Origin of the sequence: Gracilimonas mengyeensis (assembly GCF_900182705.1) — a bacterium.
Classification (GTDB): Bacteria; Bacteroidota; Rhodothermia; order Balneolales; family Balneolaceae; genus Gracilimonas; species Gracilimonas mengyeensis.
This window is the reverse complement of record NZ_FXTP01000009.1, coordinates 157,178-182,093: the sequence shown is the minus strand read 5'-3', so window position 1 is coordinate 182,093 and position 24,916 is coordinate 157,178. Positions and strand designations below refer to the sequence as shown.

13 protein-coding genes are annotated in these 24,916 nt (G+C 46.4%); all 13 read right to left on the bottom strand.

The annotated features are described in order from the left end of the window. Positions 1-27: 27 nt before the first annotated feature. The 13 genes from FN815_RS11590 to FN815_RS11530 all read right to left on the bottom strand — a co-directional run bounded on the left by FN815_RS11590 (position 28) and on the right by FN815_RS11530 (position 24,632). Entirely contained in the window at positions 28-1,809 is a 1,782-nt protein-coding gene (locus tag FN815_RS11590; RefSeq protein ID WP_142454794.1) for a glycoside hydrolase family 13 protein, read from the bottom strand. Between the two features lie 9 nt (positions 1,810-1,818). Beyond that, positions 1,819-2,241 carry a type II toxin-antitoxin system VapC family toxin gene (locus FN815_RS11585; protein ID WP_185957274.1) on the bottom strand — a complete coding sequence of 141 codons (423 nt, stop codon included), beginning with the start codon at positions 2,239-2,241 and terminating at the stop codon, positions 1,819-1,821. Continuing rightward, a complete protein-coding gene (locus tag FN815_RS11580; protein ID WP_142454792.1) occupies positions 2,219-2,503 on the bottom strand; it encodes a hypothetical protein in 285 nt (94 codons plus the stop codon). Before FN815_RS11580 ends, FN815_RS11585 begins: the two co-directional genes overlap by 23 nt. Positions 2,504-2,599: 96 nt before the next feature. After that, positions 2,600-4,132: an MFS transporter gene (locus tag FN815_RS11575; RefSeq protein WP_142454791.1), complete on the bottom strand. Its 1,533-nt coding sequence runs from the start codon at positions 4,130-4,132 to the stop codon at positions 2,600-2,602. Between the two features lie 85 nt (positions 4,133-4,217). Next, positions 4,218-5,588 carry an alpha-amylase family glycosyl hydrolase gene (locus FN815_RS11570; RefSeq protein ID WP_142454790.1) on the bottom strand — a complete coding sequence of 457 codons (1,371 nt, stop codon included), beginning with the start codon at positions 5,586-5,588 and terminating at the stop codon, positions 4,218-4,220. A gap of 322 nt (positions 5,589-5,910) precedes the next feature. After that, on the bottom strand, positions 5,911-8,274 hold the full coding sequence (locus FN815_RS11565; protein ID WP_142454789.1) for an alpha-amylase family glycosyl hydrolase: 2,364 nt from the start codon (positions 8,272-8,274) through the stop codon (positions 5,911-5,913). Between the two features lie 70 nt (positions 8,275-8,344). Then, positions 8,345-11,221: an alpha-amylase family glycosyl hydrolase gene (locus FN815_RS11560; protein WP_142454788.1), complete on the bottom strand. Its 2,877-nt coding sequence runs from the start codon at positions 11,219-11,221 to the stop codon at positions 8,345-8,347. Positions 11,222-11,236: 15 nt separating this feature from the next. Then, positions 11,237-12,250 (bottom strand): LacI family DNA-binding transcriptional regulator, encoded by a 1,014-nt coding sequence (locus tag FN815_RS11555; protein ID WP_142454787.1) that lies wholly within the window; start codon positions 12,248-12,250, stop codon positions 11,237-11,239. A 73-nt stretch (positions 12,251-12,323) separates the two neighbouring features. Further along, positions 12,324-15,032 (bottom strand): T9SS type A sorting domain-containing protein, encoded by a 2,709-nt coding sequence (locus tag FN815_RS11550; protein ID WP_246075256.1) that lies wholly within the window; start codon positions 15,030-15,032, stop codon positions 12,324-12,326. A gap of 59 nt (positions 15,033-15,091) precedes the next feature. Beyond that, positions 15,092-16,123, bottom strand: a complete 1,032-nt coding sequence (locus FN815_RS11545; protein WP_142454786.1) for a PorV/PorQ family protein — start codon at positions 16,121-16,123, stop codon at positions 15,092-15,094. 8 nt (positions 16,124-16,131) lie between these two features. Next, positions 16,132-20,016 (bottom strand): fibronectin type III domain-containing protein, encoded by a 3,885-nt coding sequence (locus FN815_RS11540; RefSeq protein WP_142454785.1) that lies wholly within the window; start codon positions 20,014-20,016, stop codon positions 16,132-16,134. Positions 20,017-20,022: 6 nt separating this feature from the next. Beyond that, positions 20,023-22,914 carry a TonB-dependent receptor gene (locus FN815_RS11535; protein ID WP_142454784.1) on the bottom strand — a complete coding sequence of 964 codons (2,892 nt, stop codon included), beginning with the start codon at positions 22,912-22,914 and terminating at the stop codon, positions 20,023-20,025. An 11-nt stretch (positions 22,915-22,925) separates the two neighbouring features. Next, on the bottom strand, positions 22,926-24,632 hold the full coding sequence (locus FN815_RS11530; protein ID WP_142454783.1) for a peptidylprolyl isomerase: 1,707 nt from the start codon (positions 24,630-24,632) through the stop codon (positions 22,926-22,928). Positions 24,633-24,916: the final 284 nt, after the last annotated feature.

Sequence of the window (24,916 nt, the reverse complement as noted above, 5' to 3'; positions counted from 1 at the left end):
ATTTTTTGACTAAAGATAGAGAAGATTCTACTTCAAAATGAGTCCGTTTATCGCAGGAACCTGCACCTGTGAAGCTACCAAAGTAGCACCGGAAAATACATCCTTTATTTCTTGCTGATTGGTCCATTGGGTCACGTCAAGCTCCTGAACCTGCTCCGACCGGTTTAAAATCACCCAAACCGTTTGCTCTTTATACTGCCGGCTAAACATCACCATTTTACGTTCGGGATCATGGAACACAATATCTGTCTCTCCTTTTTGCAAGGCCGGCTGGGTATTTCGGATTTGGGCCAGCTTTTGGTAGTAGCTATAGAGTTCGGAGTCGAAATTGTTGTCGTCCACCGGTCGCTCTTCTCCAAAGGGGTGATGGGTTTCCGGCTCGTAATTCATGTCTTCCCATACCATCGGCTTGCGGTCGTCGGGATCATCGGGCCCCCACATACCCGCTTCGGTTCCATAGTACAACATCGGGGCACCTTGCCAGCTAAACTGGAACAGTGCCACAAGCTTCTGCAACTGACGTTCTTCTTCATTGGGTTTCCGTATCAAAAAACCATCGCGCGGATGACTTTCGCCTTCGTACTCCACGCCCTGATTCACCGTAAAGGAAGCTAGGCGTGCCGTGTCATGGCTGTCCATGAGATTTTGCAATACATGACCGGCTCCCTCCGGGTAATCTTCTTGTACCTGTTCCAGCCGGCGTACAAACTCTTCCGTATCAATTTTGTCATCAATCAGAAAATCCTTTGCAGCATAGGCAAAACGGTAGTTCATCACGGATGTAAACATCTCCTCGTTAATGAATTCCTTGGCTTTATCCGTCCAGATTTCTGCCACGGTAATGGCTTCGGGATTCAATTCTCGCACCAACCCATGCCACTCCTTCCAAAAGCCTTTGCCCACTTCTTCCGCAACATCAAGCCGCCAGCCGTCCACGCCATCGGAAGGATCGCCGTCTCCATTGGGATCCATCCATCGGCGCGTAACCGCAAAAATGTGTTCCCGAATTGGTTGCACCAGCGTGCTGTCTTTTTCCCTAAAAACCGGCAAGCCTTTGAAGCCCCACCAGCCTTCATAATCAAATTCGTTTTCGGGCGTATCAGGATCATCGAATTCGGTAACGATGTACCAATCTTTGTAGGGCGACTCCTGCTGGTTCTCCATCAAACCCTGAAATGCCCAAAACTCTGTGCCCGTGTGATTCCAAACACCGTCTATTATCACCTTGAGATTACGGGCATGAGCTTCTTCAATCAGTTCGAGAAAAAGCGAGTCTGCCGAGGTCCATTCCCAGCTTTCAGGATTTCCCAGATCTTCAGCCTCAAACTGTATCACATCGCCCTGGGGATCCGGACCAAAATTACGATCAATATGGTGATAATAGGAAGCATCATATTTATGCATAGATTGCGCATCAAACACCGGATTGAAATAAATGGCACCCACGCCCAAATCCGCCAGGTAATCCAGCTTATCGATCACTCCCTGCAAATCACCGCCGTACCTGCGCTCCCGAACGATGGCATAAAAATCATCGGTGTGATCGGTTTCCCATGCATCGCGCTTGTACCAATCCTGCGTCCATTCGGTGGGATGCCAGCCTTCCGGCCCCCGCGCCCGTTCCCGGTCCGGCTGATTCGTGGGATCCCCATCCCTGAAACGCTCCGGGAATATTTGGTACCAAACAATCCCTTTTGCCCACTCCGGTGCATGATAACCCTCTTCAGTCTTTTGAGATTCTTGAGTGGTGCAGGAAAACATACTTCCCACTATAAGTAAGAGTAAAGAGTGAATTAAAAAGCGTTTCATAAACCTTAATTAAGATTTGTAAGGGGAAATCAATGGAAGAGGATTACCATCAGAATCTTTATAGATAAGAAAGTCAGAGTCGATGGTGAAGATTTCGCAACTTGGAAATTCCTCCGCCATCACAACTAAACACAAGTCAGCGATAGAACCTGAAATATTCTGATATTTCAGAATGCTTCTGTGAATGGTTTCCTTTTTCTTCGGATATGGATTTTGCACTTCTACAATTCCTTCATCAATGAAGGAAAGGAGGTTTTCCAATCCATTATAAGTCCTTTTTAAAAGAAAAGCGGCCTCTACAATGACAGCAGTACAAGTAATCATTGGCGATGTGAAAGTATCCATCTTGGCACTCGCCCAGGCATGCCTGGAATCGCGCCGATCAATTAATGCTACAAGTGGACCCGTATCAACTAAGACTGTCTTTGCCAAAATCTTCCATATATTTAGGATTTGTTGAAAGATCCCCAGGCCCTTCAACTGAGCCAACTAAGTGCTTTGCTCTATCCAACAAAGAACCAGGCGTAGGTTCGATTTTATACTCCACCACTTCTTCATTCACCAGGTTCATGATGGCTTCTTTTTGAGATACTCCTTTCCGCTCAGCCAGCAGCTTGATCTTGGCTTTCTCTTCGGGCGTCAGCTTCATCCCAAACCAGACAATGTCTTTTTTATTTTTGTCTTTTTTACCCATGATGTTCTCTTCTTTTTGATGGGTTGCAACAAATTTACGCATTTGTTGCAACCCGGTCAATAGCTGGCCTGGTAATGCTCAGGAGGCCAATTCATATTAGTCCGAAGTTTCGTCTACATCATCTACAAAATACATGGTAGCAGCGGCAATAATGAGTACCGCGCCTCCTAACATTAGGGCGTATACCGCATGACCTTCAAAAAAGGTCCGGGTTACATAACCCAACACAGTAGCTGCAATCAACTGGGGAAGCACGATAAAGAAATTGAATATGCCCATGTACAAGCCCATTTTCTGGGAAGGAATAGAACCGGCCAGAATGGCATAGGGCATCGCTAAAATAGAGGCCCAGGCAATACCAACCCCGATCATGGAAATAATAAGCATGTATGGATTGGAGAAAAAGTAAATGGAAATCAGTCCAAGTCCACCCAGGATCAGGGACAAGGCATGCACCCATTTTCGGCTCAACAGCTTAGCCATAGGCGCTAATCCGAAGGCCACAATAGCTGCCACCCCGTTGTATACGCCAAACATTACGCCTACCCAATCCGCTCCCTGGTTGTAGAGGGCTGAGGTGGTATCACTGGTTCCATAGATATGAGCAGTTACGCCGGCCGTGGTGTAAATCCACATGGCAAACAAGGCAAACCAGGAGAAAAACTGTACAATCGCCAGCTGCTTCATGGTCTTGGGCATGTGGATAAAATCGTGCATCACCACTACCAAACCATGCTCGGTTTTACCGCTTTTTTGCAGTATACCGGCTATCATCATCACCAAACCAACCACTGTTAAACCACCGGTTGCCACATACACTTCCTTATCGAGCGCATACTCATAAGTCATCCAGGTGGTGAAAGCTCCAATCAGCGCAAATACGATCCCAAGGGTGATTTTTTTCTGCCCATCCCCGGCTTCAATAGGCACTTCCCGAAGGGCATTTTTATCCTCAATTTCTTCCTTTTCGGCTTCCTCAAAAGCTTTAAGCTGTTCGGGAGAATATTCTTTAGACTTGAAAACAGTCCACGCTACCGCCCCGATAAAAGCCACGGCCCCCAGGTAAAACGACCATCGCACGGAAGGCGGAATAATGCCCTCAGGTGCCGTATTTGCCACGCCAAACCAGTTGGTCATTATCCACGGCAAAGCAGAGGCCACCACGGCCCCGGTGCCAATAAAAAAGCTCTGCATGGCAAAACCTTTGGTGCGTTGTTCGGAGGGCAACATGTCCCCCACAAAGGCGCGGAAAGGCTCCATGGAAATATTAATGGAGGCATCCATAATCCACAGCATGCCCGCTGCAATCCAGAGTACCGGCGAGTTTGGCATGATGACCAGCGCAATAGAGGCTGCTATCGCCCCAAACAAGAAATACGGACGCCTTCTTCCCAAACGGGTCCACGTGCGGTCACTGAAATAGCCGATGATGGGCTGCACCACCAGTCCGGTGAGTGGAGCGGCAATCCAGAGTATGGGGATGTCGTCCACATTGGCGCCGAGGGTTTCAAAAATCCGGCTCACGTTGGCATTTTGCAGCGCAAAGCCAAACTGTATGCCCAGGAATCCGAAACTCATGTTCCAGATTTCCCAAAAGCTAAGGCGGGGACGTTTTGTCAATTTTTCCATGTCTTTATTCTGAACCGCAAAGGACGCGAAGGGCGCAAAGGGTGATTTTATTCTTGGCGCTCTTTGCCTCTTGTCGGTTAATTAATTATTTGTTTACAAAAATTACCCATTGATTAGGGCCAAAACTGATTTCGCTGTTTGTTACCATCAGGCTGTTTGAATTGTAGGTAACATAAGAATCATCAACTCCTACATCGGCTAGAGGAATGCGTTTGGGCTCCGAACTGAAATTAAGAACCACTACTACTTCGCTATCTCCTTTCTCCCGTTTGTATGCGTAGATTTCTTCCGGCATATCCAGGATCTCTAAATCACCGCCAAAATCTCCGTTCCAAAGAGCGGGTGTATCTCTTTTAAGCCCAATCAAAGTGGTATAAAAATCCTGATATTTGTAATTGCCCCAATTGATGGTGTCCTTCTCAAAAAACTCGAGCTGCTTATCCAGTCCGGACTCTTGTCCGTTATAGATCAATGGCATCCCATCGATGGTGGCTGAGAGCACTGCAAAGTTTTCAAAATTATCAGCGTACATGGCCGTATCAGAGCCGGTCCAGGAATTCTCATCGTGGTTAGAAGTGAAATACATGCGATATGAAGAAGACGGGAAATTGGCCTCGGTTTCTTCCATCAGGGCGGTAAGGTCATCCAGAGATTGCTCTTCTTTTGCTATTTCACGAATTGTATGCGCATATTGCCAGGCATAATTCATCTGAAAAGCCTCAATCAGCAATTCAGGCTCCCCATCTTCAGCCAGCATAAATACCGGCTTAATTTGATTTAAACTGTCAATGGCTTCCACCCAAAAATCAGTAGGCACCATTCCGGCCACATCACACCGGTAGCCGTCGATATTGAAATCGCGCACCCAGTATTCCAGGGCATCAATCATCGCGGCGCGCATCTCTTCATTTTCATAATTGAGCTGAATCACATCGGTCCAGTCGGTACCGGTAGGCGGGGTGAAATTGCCGTCCTCATCCAGGGCGTACCATTCGGGATTTTCTGTCCATGGATGGCCCCAGGCGGTGTGATTAGCCACCCAATCAATGATCACCTTAAAACCCAGCTGATGCGCTTCATCCACAAAACGGGCAAAATCGGCTTTATCACCAAACTCAGGGTTGATACCTTTATAATCTTTCACCGAATAATAGCTCCCTAAAGGACCTTTCCGGTTTTTTTCTCCAATGGGATGGATGGGCATCAGCCATAAAATTCGCACGCCCATTTCACGAAGTCTCGGTAAATCTTCGCGTACGGCATCAAAGGTTCCCTCTTCCGAATATTGACGGACATTGATCTCGTAAATGCTGGCATTTTTACTCCACTCCAGCTGCTCCACCTTACTTTCGGGTGCCTGGGTCGTGGCATTATCCACCTCGGGAGCTGCACATGAGGACAGCAGCACCGCCGATACGGTGACTAAAGCTAATAACAGATGTTTAATTCGTTGCATGGATTTTTTGGTGATGTTTGTGTTTATAAATTTCGTTTTGTTGAAAGTCTTGGGATTAAGGATGTTGAATTCGAGTGACTGTGCTTATCCCAGCATCTCACATCTCCCTGCAAATGATCACAGATCATTTGCTGTCCCTCTTCAAAGAGGGAATCACCCTTATCCATATTCAGATATAGTTTCAAATTCTGAGTCTTAAACTATTCTTGATTTCATTTTGGATAATTCTCCCTTGGAAGGGAGACCCGTTTAGAGCTTCAGCTCTGAACGAGAGGGATGTACGATGTTGGATTCGAGTGACAACTCTTTCCAGCATCCCATCTCACAACGTCAATATTTCAAATTGGTTGGGTTGAAGGGTGACAAACAACCGTCCCTCATCTACCCTGAAGTCATGCCCAAACTGCGCTTGCAGCTGGCTGTAATCAAATTCTTCGCGGAGTTCTACTTCAATCTCTTCGCTTTGACCGCCTTTATTAAACACCACAATCACCTGATTCTCAAAATAAGCACGAGAATATGCCAGGGTATTTTCGGTAGTGGTGTGGAACTGGAAATCACCATACAAAAGTGGCATTTCTGAGGTCCGCAATTCGGTCAGCTTCGTGTATATATTTCGATTTCGAAGCTCATGTTCACTCAGTTCATCTTTCTCAAATTCCATCCAGCGGCGGTTGTCGGGATCATTCGCTCCAGGTTGCCCGTATTCATCACCCTGATAAGTGACCGGAATGCCTGGGATGGTTTGATTGAAAGCATGAAACATGCTCAGGCGATCGTAGGCAAAAGCCTCTGGGTCTTCGATTTCACGGGTCCAGCCGGCCAGCTTGCCGTCTTCATCCCAGCGCACTTCCCCGCTGGTGAGGGTAATAAATCTTGTTTTATCATGATTGCCAGAGATATAGCCCATCAAATTGTGGTAGCCGTAGTAATTGAAGCTTTCCTGCAACTGTGTTCGGAGATTTTCAAAAGAATTCCCCTGCCCAAAAGTGTTCAGCCCGGCATCGTAGATATTGAAATCAAACTGTGAATCCAGCATACCGGAATTGATGTAACTGGCAATAAGCTCCCGGCTGCCATAGGTCTCCCCAATCTGAAATACACGCTTGCCCGTGGGAATGGTCACAGAATCTTTGATTTTTCGGGTGAGCGTTCGCCAGAATTCCAGCTGAATATGTTTGGTGGCATCGTGACGGAAACCGTCAAGTTCAAATTCTTTCACCCAGAACAAAGCGGAGTCCGTCATAGTCTCTATCACTTCCTGTTTGGAAAAATCCAGTGTAGGCATGAAGGTATCGAACCAGGTGGTGAGACGGTGTTCATCCCATTTTTCGGTATTTAGGGTGCCATCCGGCAGGTACAAATCCGTGGCCCATTCTGGATTTCGCTGATACACAGGGTGCTCTTCATGCACGTGGTTCGCCACATAATCGAGAATCACGCTCATGTTGTTTTGGTGCGCCACATCCAGCAACTCGCGGAATTCCTCTTCGGTACCAAATCGATCATCCAGCTTAGAAGAAGATACTGGCCAGTAGCCGTGATAGCCTGAAAAAGTGGTGGTCACTCCACCTTTGTCCCACAGGCCATAAGCGCCTTCCGGGTTTTGGGTGATGGGTGAAAGCCACAGTGTATTCACGCCAATTTCTTCGAAGTAACCGTCTTGTATTTTTTGGGTGATGCCGGCAAAATCACCACCGTAGTAATTGGCTTTGGGATGAATGTTGGGATCGTCGACTTTTCGCGTATTAGCCGAATTGCCATCCTTGAAACGGTCAATCAGCACAAAATACATGTTCCAGCCCTGGTAATCGTGTCGCGTTAGCTGACCGGTATCGGTTATAACTTGTCCGTTTTGCAGGGGAATCAATACGTCATTGGAAAGCTGTCCGTTTTCCGCAAAAGTCCAGGCTCGTATTTCTGATCGTTCAAAATCATCGGCATTGGCCGGAATTTCTACACTTACAATTTGATCCTGATGACGCGTACTGAGCTGATAATTTTCCCAAAAGACAATGGTATTCTCGGGAAATGCTGTTTTCAGATACAGGGACGGACCGGAATGATCGTAGGTTTGCAGAGCGGGTTTTTTGGCTTCCATATTGCCCACGGTAAGTACAGAATTTGTACCGCCCATTCCGTTGGACACGGTGTTTGGATTGGCAGGGTCGGTCATTTCCTGTCCATCTACCACCAACACGTATTGATACACACCCTTATTCACCAGCATGGTAGTTTCCCAAGTTTCGCCTTTTTTCTCAAAAACTGCCGCATTGGGATTCCAGTTATTCATTTCCCCTTTCAGCTTAACTGAAGAAACACTCTGCTCTGGCTCGTAAGTAATCGTAATTTCTTCTTTGTTGGATTGTTTCAGCAGAAAGTCATAGGCAAAACCATCGGCCCAAATCTCCAGAACATCCAATGGTTTTTCCAGGGAACCGGAAATGGTGATCGCAAGTTTATCCTCCGACAAATTCACCTTTAATTCCTCAGGAGCAGCTACAGAATCAATCAAAACGGGATCAATGAAATAATCGGCGGTTACCAGTTCAGTCTCACCAAACTCCAGCTGCACCGGCGTAGCTAGCCCAAAAACCTGCGATTCCTGCGGAGCCTTAATTGGTGAAGAACATCCAATTGACAAAAGTACTAATAAAGTGGCCGTAAACTTTAGAACCTTATTCATCTTTTGATTTATTATTTATGATTGATGATGGATGATTTAAAATCATAAATCACTATTCATCAATCGTCAATTACTTAATGAGCATCATCTTTTGGGTGAACACTTTGCTTCCTGCTTTCAGGCGATAGATGTACATACCGCTGCTAAGCTGTGATGCATCAAAACTGACTTCGTATGAACCTGCTGTTTTTCGTCCATTCACCAACTCTGCTACTTCGCGACCTAGCATATCATACACTTTCAGGCTTACCTCGCTGTTCCCTGCCAACTGATAACTGATTACCGTACTCGGGTTGAAGGGATTTGGATAATTTTGGTTGAGCCGGAATGCTTCCGGTAGCTGTTGGCCGTTTTCATCCTTCGAAGTCAGCAAGTCTTGCTCAGGACTTTCAAATTCTTTAGTGGTGTAGATCTTGAATTCTCCTGGTCCCAGAAACACATCCTGTTCAGTTTCTGTCACATCTATCGATGTTCCTTCAAAAAAGTCGTACCAGGTACCGGTTGTCGTAAATTCTGCAGGGAAATCGAAATTGTTTACACTGAAGTTACCGATAATCACCACGTCGGTATCTTCGTGTTGCAGGGTGATGCTTTTAATGGTGCCTTCCAGATCGTATTCAAACGATTGGGGATCGGTAAAAGCAGGGCTGCTGTTCCGCAGATTGATCAACGCGCTCCAGCTTTGATACAGCTTGTACCGGCCTGCATCTTCGTAATAATCCCATCGGATGGGTTTAGCGGATGTCCTTCCAGGAGCTGAAGATGGACAATCGGGATCTTCCCGTAAACATTGTTCGCCGTTTTCGCCGTAACCGTAACCGAGCTCGCCAAACTGCCATATCATTTTTGGTCCAGGCAGTGTGAAGAAAAACGCCCCGGCCAGTTTTTGCCTGTTCAGTGCCGTCCCCAACTTGGTAATATCGTAATCCAGTTCATCGTTGGAATTCCCAAACATCAGGTTCTTAAACATCAGCCATTGCTCATCGTGGCTTTCCATATATCCCACACGATGGCGCCTCTCAAAACTGCTTCGGGATTCAGACAGCACGCCCGTCAAATTCGAGCTGTATCCCATGGCAGCCTCACTGTATTGGTGATTTTCATTGCCCCACAGCATTACCCCTTTTCCTTCATCGATGCGGTAATTGGCCCACTCTTTTTCCTCATTTTCGCCACCCAGATGTTCAAAAATCACAATAAAAGTGGAATCTGCGGCCCACTGCCAGTCGGCGTATTTCTTCAGTAAATCAACGCGGTCCTGTTGGTATGAATTGGTACAGCCTCCATCATTAGCGGAGCAGCTTTGGGTAAAGCCTTTGGTTAAATCCCAGCGAAAACCATCCACCTTGTATTCCTCAACCCAGTGCTCAATCATTCGTTTGGTGTAGTATTGGGTACCGGAGTAGGAATGATCGAAATCATTAAACACACTGTAGCTGTGTCGGGCGGAGGAATTGAAATAGTAACTGTCGTCATTGCCGTACATTTGGTAGAACGGGTTGGCATCGGTGGCGTGATTCATCACCACATCCAAAATTACGGCCATTCCTCGCTTATGGGCTTCATCCACAAAACGCTTGAAGGCTTCAGGGGTGCCGTAATATTTATCCAGGGCCAGATGGAAGCTCGGATTATATCCCCAGGAAAGATTGCCGTCAAACTCGCTCACCGGCATCAGCTCAATGGCGTTCACCCCTAAATGTTCAAGGTAATCGAGACTATCGGTGAGGGTTTGGAAATTGCTGGTTTCCAGGAAATCACGAAGCAGTAACTCGTAAATCACCATCTCTTCTTTAGCCGGCTTTGCGAAATCAGTGATTTCCCATTCGTAGGCTTCTTTGCCAGGCTGAAGTAAGGTTGCATATCCCGTGGTTTTACCTTCGGGATAGGCTTTTAAATCCGGAAAAGTTTGGTTGGAAATATACTGATCATTATTTGGATCCAGTACCAACGCTGAATACGGATCAGCTATGCGTTGCTCGCCTTCCACTAAATATTGAAAAGCATATTCCTGCCCGGGGCTCAACCCCTCAATTTCGATCCAATGCCAAACGCTGTCGGCTTTAAGAGAGTCTTTCTTCATGAGGTAGTTCTCACCGGGCGTCCAGTTGTTAAAATCTCCAATCACAAACACATAATCTTTAGCGGGTGCAAACAGCGAGAGACGAACCGGATCGGTTACACTTTCTCCGTAAGTGATGCCATCTTCCAAACCTGCCGGTCTGGCTACTAACTCCGGTTCCACTTCTGGCAGGTACAAAAATTCCACCGTGTATGATGTAGTTTCACCAGATTCCGTTATGGCAATCAGCTCCATCTCATTCTCTCCCACTACGGGGTTTAGACTGGTGATATCTTTCACAAAAAACAGTTGACGCTCTTTCTCATAATGTCCTTCAAAAGTAGCTACCGCTTCCCCGTTCATATAAATCTCAGAAGCATTCACATCAATAGAATCGGAGGCTAAAGCCGCTACCGTGGCCCAGATTTCTGCAGTTTCATCAAGGATATCCCCTGTGGATGGCTGCACCTGGAAAATGAGCGGGTGGGTTACTTCAATAAAAGAATCGTTGTTCTGCCCAATCGCGATGGGATTCAGCGGATCGGTGAACCAATTCCAGTCGCTGCCACTGCTATTGTATTGTTCGTGAAATTTGTACGCATAGCCTGATGTGCCGTTATTGGAGGAGCCACCGCCTCCTACCGTTAGCGAGATGGTTTTATACCAAAAACCATTTTTTTCGTCTTCCTGCATCAGGGAAACATTATCCACGGCAATACGGCCGCTTTCATTGCTGCCCCACTCGTTAAAACCGCCAGGCACAAAAGCACGCACGGCATTTTCATTGGCGTGATAACGAAAGGTAACATCGATGCTGTTTTGAGCTAACGCATCAACAGAAAAGAATACAAGAGATAAAAAAAATATGGACGACAAAAACTTCATAGGAAATATCTGTAATTAGGAACCGGTCTTTTTGTTTTTAACCTCGGTAGATGAGCGGGCAACCAGCTCGGGCGAATAGATGGTTTGGGAGATGGCTTTCTCGGGATTGTTCATCCGGTCGATAAGATTTTGGGTAGCAAAAAAGCCCATATCCCGCATGGGCTGACGGATGGTGGAGAGTCCCATATATTCGGCCAATTCGATATCATCATAGCCAATAATGGGGATACGTTTGCCCGTATCTTGCATAGCTTTCAGAGCGCCCACGGCCTGAATATCGGAAGCACAAAAACAGGCCTCCGGCATGGGCTTCATGTCCAGGATTTTCGTCATGGCTTCATAGCCTGCCCGCTCGGTAAAACCGTCGCGCTGCATGCTATCACCTTTCACAACCAGCTTTTCATCAAAGCTCAAGTTAAATTCATTGAGAGCCTTCTTATAACCTTTCATCCGGTCGCGTATAGGCTTCGAAGTTTCCAGGGCAGATAGCATTGCCACTCGTTTATAGCCTTGTTCAAAAAAGCTTTTTGCTGCCCGGTATGCTCCCTGGGCGTTATCCACACTCACCGAGTCGAAGCCTTCGTAGTGCTCGTCAATAAGTGTGATGGGCACGTTGTAGCGTTTCAGGTTCTCCCACTGACTGTCTTCCAGATGAATGGAAATGAACAGATAGCCTTCCGCCCAGCGGCGTTTTAGCACATGCTCCACCTGTTCTTCTATATCCTTGTTTGGGGAGATATTGAAGATACTTAGTTCGTAATTCAGCTGGCTTAATTTATCCTGTACGCCACTCAACACTTCCATAAAGAAATAGTTGGAGATAACAGGCACCACAATCATTACCGTGTTGTTTTTACGGCTGGCCAATCCCTGGGCATAAGCCTGGGGATGATATCCCATCTCGTCCGCCACCTTCATGACTTTGGTGCGGGCTTTGTCGGATACTTTGGCGCTGTTGTTAAACACACGCGATACAGTGGCGATGCTTACACCGGCTTTTTTGGCGATATCGTATATAGTTGCTGGCAAAATATGAGTGAGTTAAGTGAAAACGCAGGCACCGGTCAAAGTGCCTGCGAAAAGACTTATTAAAGGGTATCTATTACTTAATCAAAGTCATTTTGCGCTGCTGTACGAAGTTTCCGGCTTTCAGTTCGTAGAAATAAATTCCGGATGAAAGTGCAGACGCATCAAACGCTACGGTATGAGAACCAGCGTTCATTCTCTGACCAGAAACCAGGCTGGTCACTTTTTGTCCCAACAGGTTGTAAACGGTGAGGTTCACTTCAGAAACTGAAGGAAGCACAAAGTTTATCTTGGTAGTTGGGTTGAATGGGTTCGGATAGTTCTGAGACAACTCATAACCTGTAATTTCCTGAGAAGGCTCTTCTGTACTGGTGGCCAGTGCAGCGTAATCCGGCTGAACATCAAACTCAAGATCTTCAGCTGCCCATGTTACGGTAGGCATAGTGTATGTTGTAGGCCATTGAGATACATACAGCTCTCCAAGGAATGGATCTTCGCCGTTGTAATCTACCGAAGTAGGCTCAATGAACTGGTAATAACGACGTCCGGCATCAAAGCCAGAACCGTTGGTAACCATGCTTTCAAACTCAGTGAAAGGCTGACCGTACTTCACAACAAAGCCAAAGTCATTGAGAGTAGGCAGTTGTAGTTCCATCGTCAGTTCATAGATATTGGCTTCACCTTCAACCGGAGTAAAGCGCAGGGGCTCCAAGTCTTCAGGAGTTCCGTTATTCACAACATCCTCAAAATAACCGTTACCAGAGCGTACACCTTGGGTTAGTGCGGTATATTTTGATTCAAACTGGAAGTACAGTGAATCTTCTTCAGGACGGAAAGGCACTTCATGCTCTAGTGCAGCCGACATATCAATGCGGAAGGTTACTGCAACCGTACCGTCAGGAGTATTAGCTGGATCAATCAAACCACCAATGTTTACACCGTTGTAGTACTGAACGCCAGTGCCTTGTGATTCCATATCTTGTACTTCAAACATGCGGTCGGCACCACCGGTAGTTACCGGCTCTTCGTATCCAAAGTCCACATTTTCAGCAATAGCTTCAATGTAGTTATCGGACGTCTCGTCGGTACGGGAATCGTCATATTCAATGTAATATTTGTATGCGAATTCGCTACCCACAGCTTTTGTGAAGGTGTTGGTCAAGCGCCATACGATATCCTGGTCATCAAAGCTGGCGGTGTTAAAGTCGCTGGTTCCCCAATCCAATGGTGGTTCACCGCGTACTACAACCTGGTCGCCTACACCTGAATCAAAGTATCCGAGTACCTCAAGAATTGCCACGTTCACTTCAAAAGTGATATCGGTGGTTACAATCTCAGCAGAAGTAGGTGCTTTTTCCTGGAAGTATACCCAGTGGATGGTAGAGTCGGCAGATGGAACATCAATGAAGCGGTTACCATCGGTATTACCGTCTACATTATCCCAAAGGGTTCCGGTCTCGGTTTCCAATACAAACTTGTATGGTAGAGATCCCAGAGTATCAGCAGCTGCCTGGTCTACACGAACTGAACCCGAATAGAACAGGTTGTCAGAAGTTTCAACGCCTTTTTCTTCTCTTTCAAGATAGATAGCAGTAGAGCTCCAGTCAGATGGGTTTTGGAATACATCCGGATTACCACGGAGGCCCACACTGTCCGTTTCAGGGTTGAAAGACTCATCCTGAACAAAGGCACCAACGTTTACACGGAAGAACATAGTTACACTGTCTTCCACGCTTTCGTATGGAGCAGTCTGGCTGTCAGCATACAAAGTTACAGACGTATCAGACATAGCGCTGAAGGTACGAGTGCTTCTGTTTTCGTCAATGATTTCCCATCCGCCGTCACCGTTCTCGGTTCCGGAAGTGGCATCAAAACCAGACCATACTTTAAATACAAACTCATCGCCTTCGGCCATTATGAAATCTATGGTCCAGTAGTCACCGCCTTGATTTTCAGCAACCAGGTCAGACTGGTCGTTCCAGTCAATCATTTGACCAAGATAATCGCCACCGGCTCCATTAACGGCACCACGAAGCTGAATAAAGTCTTCTTCGCTGAGTGTGTCAGGAATGGTGGAGGTGTTAATAGTGAAAGAAACATCGTAAATGTTTTTGATGTCTGTTTCATAGAAAGGAAATACCTGCGGTGAATAGAATGCACCAAGGTTTCCAATCAGCTGGAATTTTTCGCCCGGGGCTTCTGCACCGTCAAAGTAAGATTCGTCACGGTCAATGCGCAGGGTGAAAGTAGAATCACCAGCTACTACATCTACGTTTACGCCTGAACCTGATTGTGCATCTTCCGGCCATTCTTCACCTTCAGCCAAAGATACCGGTGCAATGCTAACACGCATGCCCTGGTATTCGCTTTCAGTTTTAATGTCGGCAGGAGAAATAGCAACAGGAGCAGGCAATTCATTATCACTGCTGATAATGGTGTAATTGCCAGCGGCTGATTCAAGCTGAACCAGTCCGTTGTAGCTGCCAGTGGTACCAGTAATAGTGATACTGTCGCCAGCTGCAAAAGGAGAATTTCCATCTGCGTTATTGCCTTCTGTATCACTGTTAAAAATAATAATAGCAATACCGGCAGTACTGTCTTGCATGAAGAACTGATTATTATCGAAACCATAATCCGGGGTTGTTAAAATCCCTTCTATAGTAACTTCAGTGCCTTCTTCAAGCTGTCGGGCGTCACGGATTTTCGTAACGTCCTGTGCCCATACACTTGTTGAGCCAATTAAGATGGCCAACAAGACGGTAAGCATCGTTGTAACTTTGTTCATAGTTACCCTCATTTTAGTTGTTAGTGTTATTGTTTAGTGAAAAAATCATTTCAATTCTTTTAAAACATGATCTGCAATGAAATGCGATTTACAGAACCAAGATATTTGTAGGATTCATAGGCGTAGTCAAACTTCAGCCCTAAACTGTTGTTATTGAATCCTCGGTTAATCCCAATACCAAAATTGTATTCCTGAGTACGATCGCGCTGCCCTAAGTATGGCACTCCTCCACGCACCAGGAATAAGTCGTCCAACAACCCAACTTCGGCGCCAAAACTTACACTTTGAACGTTGTCAGACGGGTTAGCGCCATCTACTGAAATGGTTGCACGGAGGTCTTCGGTGTCCACCGCATCGTAGGCAAATCCTACTTTTAGCATCAGGGGTAAATCGAAACGCCCGGTCGCCAGTTTGGAGTCGGCGATGTAGTTTCCTTCATTTTGATCGTCGATATCTACCGGAGTGATGAGACCGTCGCCATCCAGCTGCATCTTGGTACCAATGTTGGTTACACTTACGCCAAAACGGATTCCATAAAAAGGCAGCTCATACAGCGTCCCGATATCCAGGGCCATAGCTGTAGAGGATGTCTGAAAAATCTTCTCATGTACAAACTTCAGGTTCCCCCCTATTCTGAATTTGTCAAACAGGTAGGTGGCATAGGTTACCCCACCGGAAAGCATATAAGCTTCAAAAGTACGGCCGGTTCCTTCAGGGAAATCGAAAGTGGTTTCTTCAAACTCCCCCATGGTAAGGGCGGTTACATTTACCCCAAAAACACCTTTTTTGGAAGGGATGGCCAGGCCAAAATAATTGTGATTGATATCCACAAACCAATCGGCATATTCTACCATCAATTCGTTTTGTTCGAGGTCAGCCAATCCGGCTGGATTCCAGAACATAGCCGATACATCGCCTACATCAGCGGTTACAGCACCGCCCATGCCCGAAGCCCTGGCTCCTACCGGTATGCGTAAAAACTGGCCTGCGGTAGTACCGGTTTTACTTACCGATTGGGCCACTATCGTTTCCGATATGCCCATACTGACGATGAGCGTAAAAATGAGGAGTATTACTTTTTTGTTATTCATGAAAATTCCTATTTAATAACTGCAAATTTTCCGGTTCTCTCACCTACACCCGGTGCTTTTACGTGATACAGGTACACCCCGTATGAAATTTCGAGATTGTCTTTTGTCAGCATATCCCACACATAGGTTCCGCTGAATTCACCGCCTACACGGCGCACATTCGAACCGGTGATATCGATCTCACGAACCAACGTGCCTGCCACGGTAAATATCCTTAAGGTGGATGGTACCGGCAGATGCGTAAAGTGTAATTCACGCTGCTGTTGGCGGTTAGTGCTGGTAGCCCTGCGTTCGTACGGGTTGGTTACGATATAGGGGTTAGGCACTACTTTGATTTCTTTCATATCCTGCTTGGCTTCTTCCTCGTCAACACGTGCGGTATTGTCTTCTCCAATGCGGAAACGATACTCATCGCCTTCAATGAAGGGTTTGTTCAGGAAGATCTTGAGGGTATCTCCGCCTGCAGGATTCTCAGAAAGGGTTACGGTTGAACCGTCTTCATTACCGGTGATCACGCTCATGCGTACCCGGTAGGTGGCTACATCCTGTTCGCCCCTGAAGTCCTCAATGAAGTAAATATTGTCGGATAAGGCACCAGCACAGGTAAATCCTCCGGTTCGTCGGAATGCAGAGAAGGCTCCCACAGGACCAGCTTCAGGCTCAAAATTACATAAGCCTGTAGTTCGTGTGACCGGTGCATAAGCAAATTCAATTTCCTCGTCATCACTCAGGTTATACACCTTAAAGTTAGTGGGAACCGAAGGATAACTCTGGAAATCGCCAGGGGCACGTTCGATCTGGCGATTACTGGATTGCCCGAAGCCAACCGTATCGCTGAATACGATCATATAATCAGCCACATTCTGGCGGGTGTTGGCTGGAACAAACTCAAAATTATTAATGAGTACGTCCCGTGTGGTGTACCAGTCTGACAAATTCCGGTTGATACCAAAATCCGTTTCATTGGTTATTTCAAGACCAAAGCCGTCAATGACAGGAATATCTTCGCCATTGAAATAGGTAGACCTTGCAAGCAGCGTATCGCTGCGACCATCGGTTACATCCCGAAGCGTAAAGTTCTTGGTTTTTACCGTGTCGGGCTGATTTTCTTTACCAGCTACCAAAGTGTCTTCAAAAGTGACGCTATACACATTGTCTTTTTTCACTTTGATGGGATCTACCACCTCTACGGTTACCGAACCTGCCGGCGAACCATTTACCAAAGTAGCGGATGGGTTTTCCGGAGAGATAAAGCCGGCTTGTTCTGCAGCCGGACGTACTTCCACAACATTCTGTCCCAACACGATGCTGCCATCGGGATTACGACTGATTTGAATGCGTGATTCGGAAGGAGCAATACCGGCGACTTCGGCGCCATAATCAAAAGAAGTAATGGCATAGAAATAGCGGCGACCATTAGTTACCGTGCTGTCTACAAAGCTGTATCGCAGCCCGGAATCACTACCCATATTGTATTGAACACCATTTACAGGTACCGGGTGCAAGCCACTGATTCCATTTTCCCGGTCGTAAATAACAATGGGATTGTTAAACTGGCGGTTTCCGTAAGCATCCGTGATGGTGAGGGCATCTTCAAAAGCCTCATCGGTGGCACGGTACACTCGGTATCCTTCAAAGTCATAACCATTGCCGGTAATCCGCTCAACGTAGCGGTCAAACGACTCCTCGGCACTGTCATCCCAATACAACGTCACTTTACCGTCACTGGCCACAGCTGTTACTACCGGTGGATCCGGAGCTACGGCAAACTGGTAATCATTATCATAAGCGTTGAAGGCCTGGCGCAGGTTGGCGTTGGTTTGATCCCGGTCATCCTGGCGGTTCTGGCTAAAGGTCTGTACACCGGTGATTGCTACTGCAAATCGCTCGGTTTGTCCTCGTTCCAGCGGGAATAATGAGGATGAAACAAAGATGTCATCATCTCTTCCGGCCTCACCCTGACGCTCAAAGTCGCCGGGTACCAAGAAGTTGTTCCAAACGGATACATCCTGGTTCATCGGGAAAGAACCGGCCGCAAAAATACGGGCCCGGGATACCCCCAGCTGATCACTTTCGGATACATCGGTTACATCAATATTTGGCTCACCAGGAAAGGCGGTGTTGGCACCGGAGGTCGGGTAGCCATCGCCTTGTCCACGGCTTGGGTTATCACGGTCTCCTTCAATCCCAACATCATCCTGCCCAATCAGCCAGTCTTGATCATTATCAAAATAATCTGAACGACTTTCGTCAATCATTGGAGCTGCCGTATGCGGAGTATAAAAGTAGTTACTAATGAACTCGTTGCTCAGTGAATTGCCATGCACATTTCGTATCTGCGCTTGGTAATCTTCCACAAGTTGGCGGAAGCTATCGTCACTATTTAATTTCTCACGAATAGCACGGTTTGGTACGGCCATTCCGCGCTTAAGGGTATCACCTACTTCAAAATTGAGGTAGTTGATGTACCGCACGGCAATAACCGTTTCCTGATTGTTGATGAAGGTTGCCTTATTCAAATGGTTGGGCTTATTCTCATCAATCAACCCGTCAAAGTCATTATCTATCTGATCAACATGAGCGCCGAAGTTTTCATCTTCCTCTGGCAGCAAATCTTCCACAACTGTAACACAGCTTCCGTCAGAAGTAATGGTTTGGCCGCGGCTATATACACTTTCACCGGCTTCAGGATAGGTAGAAATAATACGATCGCCATTGTCCTGAATGAGCACAATCTTGTCACCGGGACAAATCGTTTTTTCGTTGAAGTCCAGAATGGTGAAATTCGGTAGCACACTGCTTACCAGAGAATCACGGGAATAGAAACCTCCGCCGGTTTCTGTCAAGGGGGCAAACAGGTCATCATTATCCGGATCATATAACAGGCCATTTCCGGGATTATAGGAATCGCTGTCCCCATCGTTATCAATACCGTCAATGGAGTTACCCGGCGTTTCAAGGAACTGAATGCCCATCTCCCCAATGGGGCCGTTAAATTCTTCAGGCGCCGGAGAGCGAATTTCGGTTGAGAGGAAAGCGATAGAACGCAAATCATCAAATTCAGGCGTATCTGTTTCGCCTACGATCAGATCGGCAATCCACAAGCCAAAGGCTACTTTGCTGTAGTCATAAGAGCCATCGTTGGTGATTTCAAAGATGTTGAAATGGGTAGAGTTGATAAGTGTCTGAGACCAGGCCAAAATCCGGGTATCCAACAGAATGCCCAAACCACCTCGGGTAGGATCGGTTTTGTCAGGCTGGAATTGCTCGCCCCGAGAAGTTCCTTCCACAAAGCGGGTATACAAATCATCCCCGGCTTTATAATAGAATTCCAGGTCGGCATTAAACTGGTCACGTCCAAAATAACCATTCCAGGAACCGGCCCAGCCGTCTCCTCCCTCTTCCAGCTTATCCGGCCAGTAATCAGGCCAGGTATTTCCAAGGGGTGAACCGGGACCGCGATCACTACGCGCGATTTCAGAGGATTCCTCTACCGGTCGTGAATAGCCGGTGATGGGGTTCATCGTCCAGGATTGTCCGGAACCCGAAGTGCGACCTTCCGCAACGTTGATAATTGGGAAACGGTCAGGTCCGCCATCGTTTTGATTTTCTACTTCGGCTCCCACAACGGCTGACACAAAGTAAATGTACGTCCGGTCAGTGTTGATGGGAAATTCGAAAAGAATTTCATCGGTGTTCTGTCCGTCATAACGCCCGGCATGCCCACTATTGTGATAGGTGGCCCGCAGGCGGTTACCGTCCATAATCGACTTTTTGCGCTGCTGGAAAGATGAGCGTTCTTCACTAGGCTCATAATCTCCGTTCTGCGCCATCGCCGGACTTAACAGAGAAAGAAATACTAAAACTGATATTAGGTGTTTAATGATGGTCATAACTGATCAAAATGAGAATTGAATACCAAGTTGGATACGTCGTGGTTCGTCGTAACGAGACGGATCTTCGAAATAGGTTTGGTCGTAAGTAGTAGGCATCAGCAGCGGCCGGTCCGGAGAGCCGGAATCGGTGTACAAGCTATTCACAACCTCATTATCCAATAGGTTGTAAATATTGAGGAATACCCTTAGCTGCTCCCCTGCTATATCAAAGTTATAGTAGGTGTTAAGGTCGATGGTAAAGCGGCTTGGATACCGTGCGGTGTTGCGCAAATCTTGTACGGAAGCATTGGGGCCGGTACGGATACGAAAAGGCGCTGATGGTGTGTAGGGAGTTCCTGTGAGAAAGCGGCCTACTACGTTAGCGCCAAAGTTGCTTTCAGAAAAAAAGAGGGTTCCGTTGATAACGTGCGAACGGTCCCAGTCTAAAGGCTGGATGATCTTGGTAAGTGACTGCCCCGTCAGGTTATTGGCTGCTACAGCCTGGTTAAATTCGGCAGCAGGATCAGAATTACTTCCTTCTACCAGGTTGTAGGTATAATCCAGTCCGAAATTAAATCTTCGGCTGATGGTTTGGTTTAGGGCCACCGTTAATCCACGCGAGATTGAATAGTCACGGTTAATCCAGGTGGCATAACGCACGTTACTCAGGTAAGTAGGCTCAACCACACCGGAAGAAACGTAATCTCGGGTATCTTTATAGAATCCGGTCACTTCCAGCCCGGTACCGTCTAAAATTTCAAACTTGGCACCCAGCTCATACTGTGTCGATCGCTCCGGTTTCAGGTCGGGATTGCCAAAGATTCCAAATACTCCTGAACTCTCGGAAAGAAGAATCTGACTGTTTGTGAACAGGTATTCATAAGAGGGCATCTGGAAGAAATATCCATAAGAGAAATAGATAACACCGCGGTCAGACACCGGGTAGGAAACCCCGATACGCGGGCTCACCTGGTATTTAGCATCTACTTCTTCCCACCAAACTTTCTCACGCTCAGCACGGGTCATTTCCCTGTTTGAGTCCAAAATGGGATTACTGATATCCGGGTCCATGGGATCGGCAGGAACCTGAGCATTGGGCTTGAAGTAATCAAAGCGCAATCCCACGTTCACTATCAATTTTTCATATTCGATTTTATCCTGCAGGTAAGCGGCAATGGTTACCGGCTTGCGGGTGTATTTACTGTGATTTGGAGTATCCAGCGGGGGAACACCCAGTTCTACATATGGTCGTTGATCTTCAGGAAAGTCGTCTGGTAACTCTGTTCCACCGTTACCCAAAGGCTGCAAGCTGATATTCTCAAGATCAACCACATCTGCCTGTACGCTTACACCGGCTTTCACAAAATGCTGGTCGTTAACCTGGTTGGAGAGCTCAATTTTATTTATGAATGACGTTGTAGAACGCTCAAATAAGTTATTATCGGTTCCCACTTCATCAAACTGATAAGGCTGACCGGGATTGTCGATATCATACTGTTCTAACTGGGCAAGCCTGTCATAATTGAAATACCTTGGATCATAGGGGTTTTCATAGAGATAGCTCTCATATGCGTTTTGAGTCACGGCATTGTTAATCGTGATGAACGTATTAGAGGTTGGAGTGATAGTCGTCTTCAGGTTAACAGAAAAGTTCTCCCGCTTAAAGCTGCTCAACCCCTCAGGAACGAGTTTACGCTGATGATTGTAGTTTCTGCCGTCTTCATTCCCATAACTACCAATCAGGTTAAACTTGAGATAGGATTGAGGGCGGAACTGCAGATTTCCCTGAAAACTGTAGGTCTCAAAGTCATTCATGTACACCAGTGAACTGTCCCGCTCACCATTATCAAATAACCTCAGATAATCACGACCTTGAATAGTTACGGTATCTGAAGAGAACCAGGGCTTATTCATATCGGGATACTCACCGTATTGGGTTCGATAGTTGCCCAAATCGGTTCCCAAATCACTAATCAATTCCTCGTAGGCACCTTGGGCAGAATAAGCATTTCGGCCAGTAAGCCATCCTTTATTTCTAAAATGTCGGCCGGTTACAAAAAAGGTTAGTTTATCTTTTATGATTGGACCGGAAACACTTCCGCTCACATTATACATGTTGGATGGATCCAGCTCCATCACATTGGAGGAAAGACCGTCATACAAGTCGGAGCTGGACACCAGGTAACTGCCGCTCCAGGCTCTGAAACTGGCCTCGTAATTATTGTCTCCTGCCTTGGTTACCACATTTACAATCCCAGACATGGCTTGGCCATACTCAGCGTTAAAGGTACCGGATATCACCTGCAGCTCCTGTATCGATTCGTTTTCAATACGAAGCCCCTGGCTGCGGTCATAATCATCGGTTGCACGAATACCATTCACCACATAAGCCACTTCCGAAGCACGACCGCCACGGATATGAATCTGTCCGTCGTTACCTACGTTTACACCGGCCTGCAACTGCACCACATCGGTTACTTCCTGCACCGGCAATGCTTCAATTTCGTCACTGCTCACCCGAGATTCCGAGCTGGTCATGTCCCGGATAATCACCTGGCGCTCGGCCTGAACCGTCACCTCTTCTCCTTCAAAAACCTGTTCCCGCAATTCAAAATCCTGAACGGTGGTCAAGTCGGTTCGTACCACTACATCTTCAATCACTACACTGGCATATCCCAGGAAACGTGCCTCCAGGGTGTAGGTTCCCGGAGCAACGTTCAAAATACGATATTCACCGTCAATATCTACCAGGGCCCCTTTCGTGGTTCCCTGAATAACTACTGTCGCTCCTGTGAGGGGTTCACCCGAACCGCTTTCCATTACTTTTCCACGTATGGTACCCGACTGTGCATGCGCCAACATCGGTAGCATAACGATGACCAACAATAATACAGCGGATGTAACTCTGCTTTTCATGTGCAATAATCTTACAGTTTAATATTTAATGCCCTTAGTTTGTCGTAGTTCAGCACCGCATTGTATCGGTCCTTCACTTCTTCAATAAGTTCTTCTTTTCGTTGCTTCACTTTTTTCTGAAGCAATACTCTGCCCACCAAATCTGATACTTCTTCAAACGCAGCTTCGCGTGGCTCTTTCACTTCAAGTACTTTATAAATCATGAGTTTACCGGTTTGATAGGCAAATGGGCCGGCAACTTCTCCTTCTTCTAAATCCTTTACATGTAAAGCATGAGTTCCTAATTCCTGAATCGGTTGCATGCCCATTTCTCCATCCACCATAATATCCCGGGTATCAATAGAATAGCTACGTAGTACTTCCTCCCAAGACTGTCCGTTTTCAAGAGCTTGCATGGCTTCTTCGCCACGCTTCTCTGATTCTACTACGATGCGGGCTAAATTCATACGGAGGGGAAAATCATACATCGGTTTGTTTTGCTGAAACTCTTCCCGCAATTCCGTATCGCTAAGCTCAATTTCTTCTCTTAATACTTCATCAATCCGGTTGCTTAGGTAATTCAGAAAAGTTTGCTGGATGGATGACTGCACGGCATTTGATTCTGAAGCGGCCATCTGCCCAAACTGCTTGGTTACAAAATCCCGGTAGATGAGCCCTTTTACATAGTTTCTGAATCGGTAATCGCGATCCAGCCGGTTTAGATTTTCCTGGGGTGAATAGAATCCTTCTTTCTTCAGATCAGCCACTGTAAATTGATAATCATCAACTTTGGCAATGATAGCATCCTCAGCCTCATTGGTTTGTAAGCGCAGTTGGTTTTGCTCCGGACTCAGTTCCACTACTCCACCCTGGTTTTGCTGAATATCTTTCCAGAGATCATTAATCAGTGTTTCGTTTACATTGAGTTCGGCAAGCACTTCTTCCAGGTGGTTTCTGGTAGCCATTTCTTTTTTGCGGCGTTCGGCAAAAATGGCAAACTGATCTTTTCGGGAAGCATATTGAAACTCGGTAACAATAGGAGTGGTAAAACGGTCTGTTACCTTAATAATGCTGTAGCCTTGCTTGGTTTTCACCGGCTCAGAAATCTCGCCCTCTTCAAGCCCAAAGGCTGCATTTTCAAAAGCGAGATCCATTTCATCAATGGTAAATTCGCCAAGATCTCCCCCATTTCGGGCCAGATAGGGATTTTGGAAAGTTTCAGCAGCCAGCTTGTCAAAAGACTCGCCATTTTGAAGGCGCTGATACAGTTCGTTTGCACCTGCTTCATCGGGCGCATACAGATGTGAAGCTTTGATCTTGGTATTAAACCGGAGGTATAGCTCCCGAATGTCTTCTTCGGTCACTTCTACCTTTTGTAATACTTCCCGCTCCAGGTACTCTTCAGCAAATACTTTACGCTGAATGATGCCGTACTGCCGAAGTCCCTCCCGGTCACTGTCTAAACCAAGTTCTTTCGCGTAGGTGGCCAGTACGTAAGGGTTAAATTCAGCATCCAGTACGGAGGTTTTAACATTTTGGGAGGGCTGAATGGCCTGACCGGTTTTGTAGTAATATTTCTTAAAGGCCGATACAAAATGGTCTTTTGTTACCTCCAGATTTTCGATCCTGGCCAGTACTTCTTCATCGTCTTCTTTGGGCTGAGTATCACATGACGCAAACAGCAACACCACAGGAAGAACAATTAGAAATAGAAAGTAAGATTTATATCCGGTATCCACTCGAATCTTACGTTTTTGGAACTGCGATTTCCTGTAAGTTAATGTAAGCGCTTACATATTTTCAACTAAAATTTGCTCTTTTTTTTGTTCAGGTAAGAAGTTTAACTGACTCTGAAGGCTTACACTTATCCACTTATATAAAACACTGTAATAAATAATCTTACGCAGATAATTTATTGCACTAAATAATTACCCTAAAAAATGGATGAATTTTTCATGAATTTAATTTTTTTCATTTTCATGAAATTCCTGAGAATTCATGTAAGTGCTTACAGTAAGTGTTT

Bases quoted from the DNA above. Each gene is read 5' to 3' on its own strand.
- FN815_RS11580 (WP_142454792.1), bottom strand. From the start codon at position 2,503: ATGGGTAAAAAAGACAAAAATAAAAAAGACATTGTCTGGTTTGGGATG.
- FN815_RS11565 (WP_142454789.1), bottom strand. From the start codon at position 8,274: ATGAATAAGGTTCTAAAGTTTACGGCCACTTTATTAGTACTTTTGTCA.
- FN815_RS11570 (WP_142454790.1), bottom strand. From the start codon at position 5,588: ATGCAACGAATTAAACATCTGTTATTAGCTTTAGTCACCGTATCGGCG.
- FN815_RS11545 (WP_142454786.1), bottom strand. From the start codon at position 16,123: ATGAATAACAAAAAAGTAATACTCCTCATTTTTACGCTCATCGTCAGT.
- FN815_RS11550 (WP_246075256.1), bottom strand. From the start codon at position 15,032: ATGAACAAAGTTACAACGATGCTTACCGTCTTGTTGGCCATCTTAATT.
- FN815_RS11575 (WP_142454791.1), bottom strand. From the start codon at position 4,132: ATGGAAAAATTGACAAAACGTCCCCGCCTTAGCTTTTGGGAAATCTGG.
- FN815_RS11590 (WP_142454794.1), bottom strand. From the start codon at position 1,809: ATGAAACGCTTTTTAATTCACTCTTTACTCTTACTTATAGTGGGAAGT.
- FN815_RS11535 (WP_142454784.1), bottom strand. From the start codon at position 22,914: ATGAAAAGCAGAGTTACATCCGCTGTATTATTGTTGGTCATCGTTATG.
- FN815_RS11560 (WP_142454788.1), bottom strand. From the start codon at position 11,221: ATGAAGTTTTTGTCGTCCATATTTTTTTTATCTCTTGTATTCTTTTCT.
- FN815_RS11540 (WP_142454785.1), bottom strand. From the start codon at position 20,016: ATGACCATCATTAAACACCTAATATCAGTTTTAGTATTTCTTTCTCTG.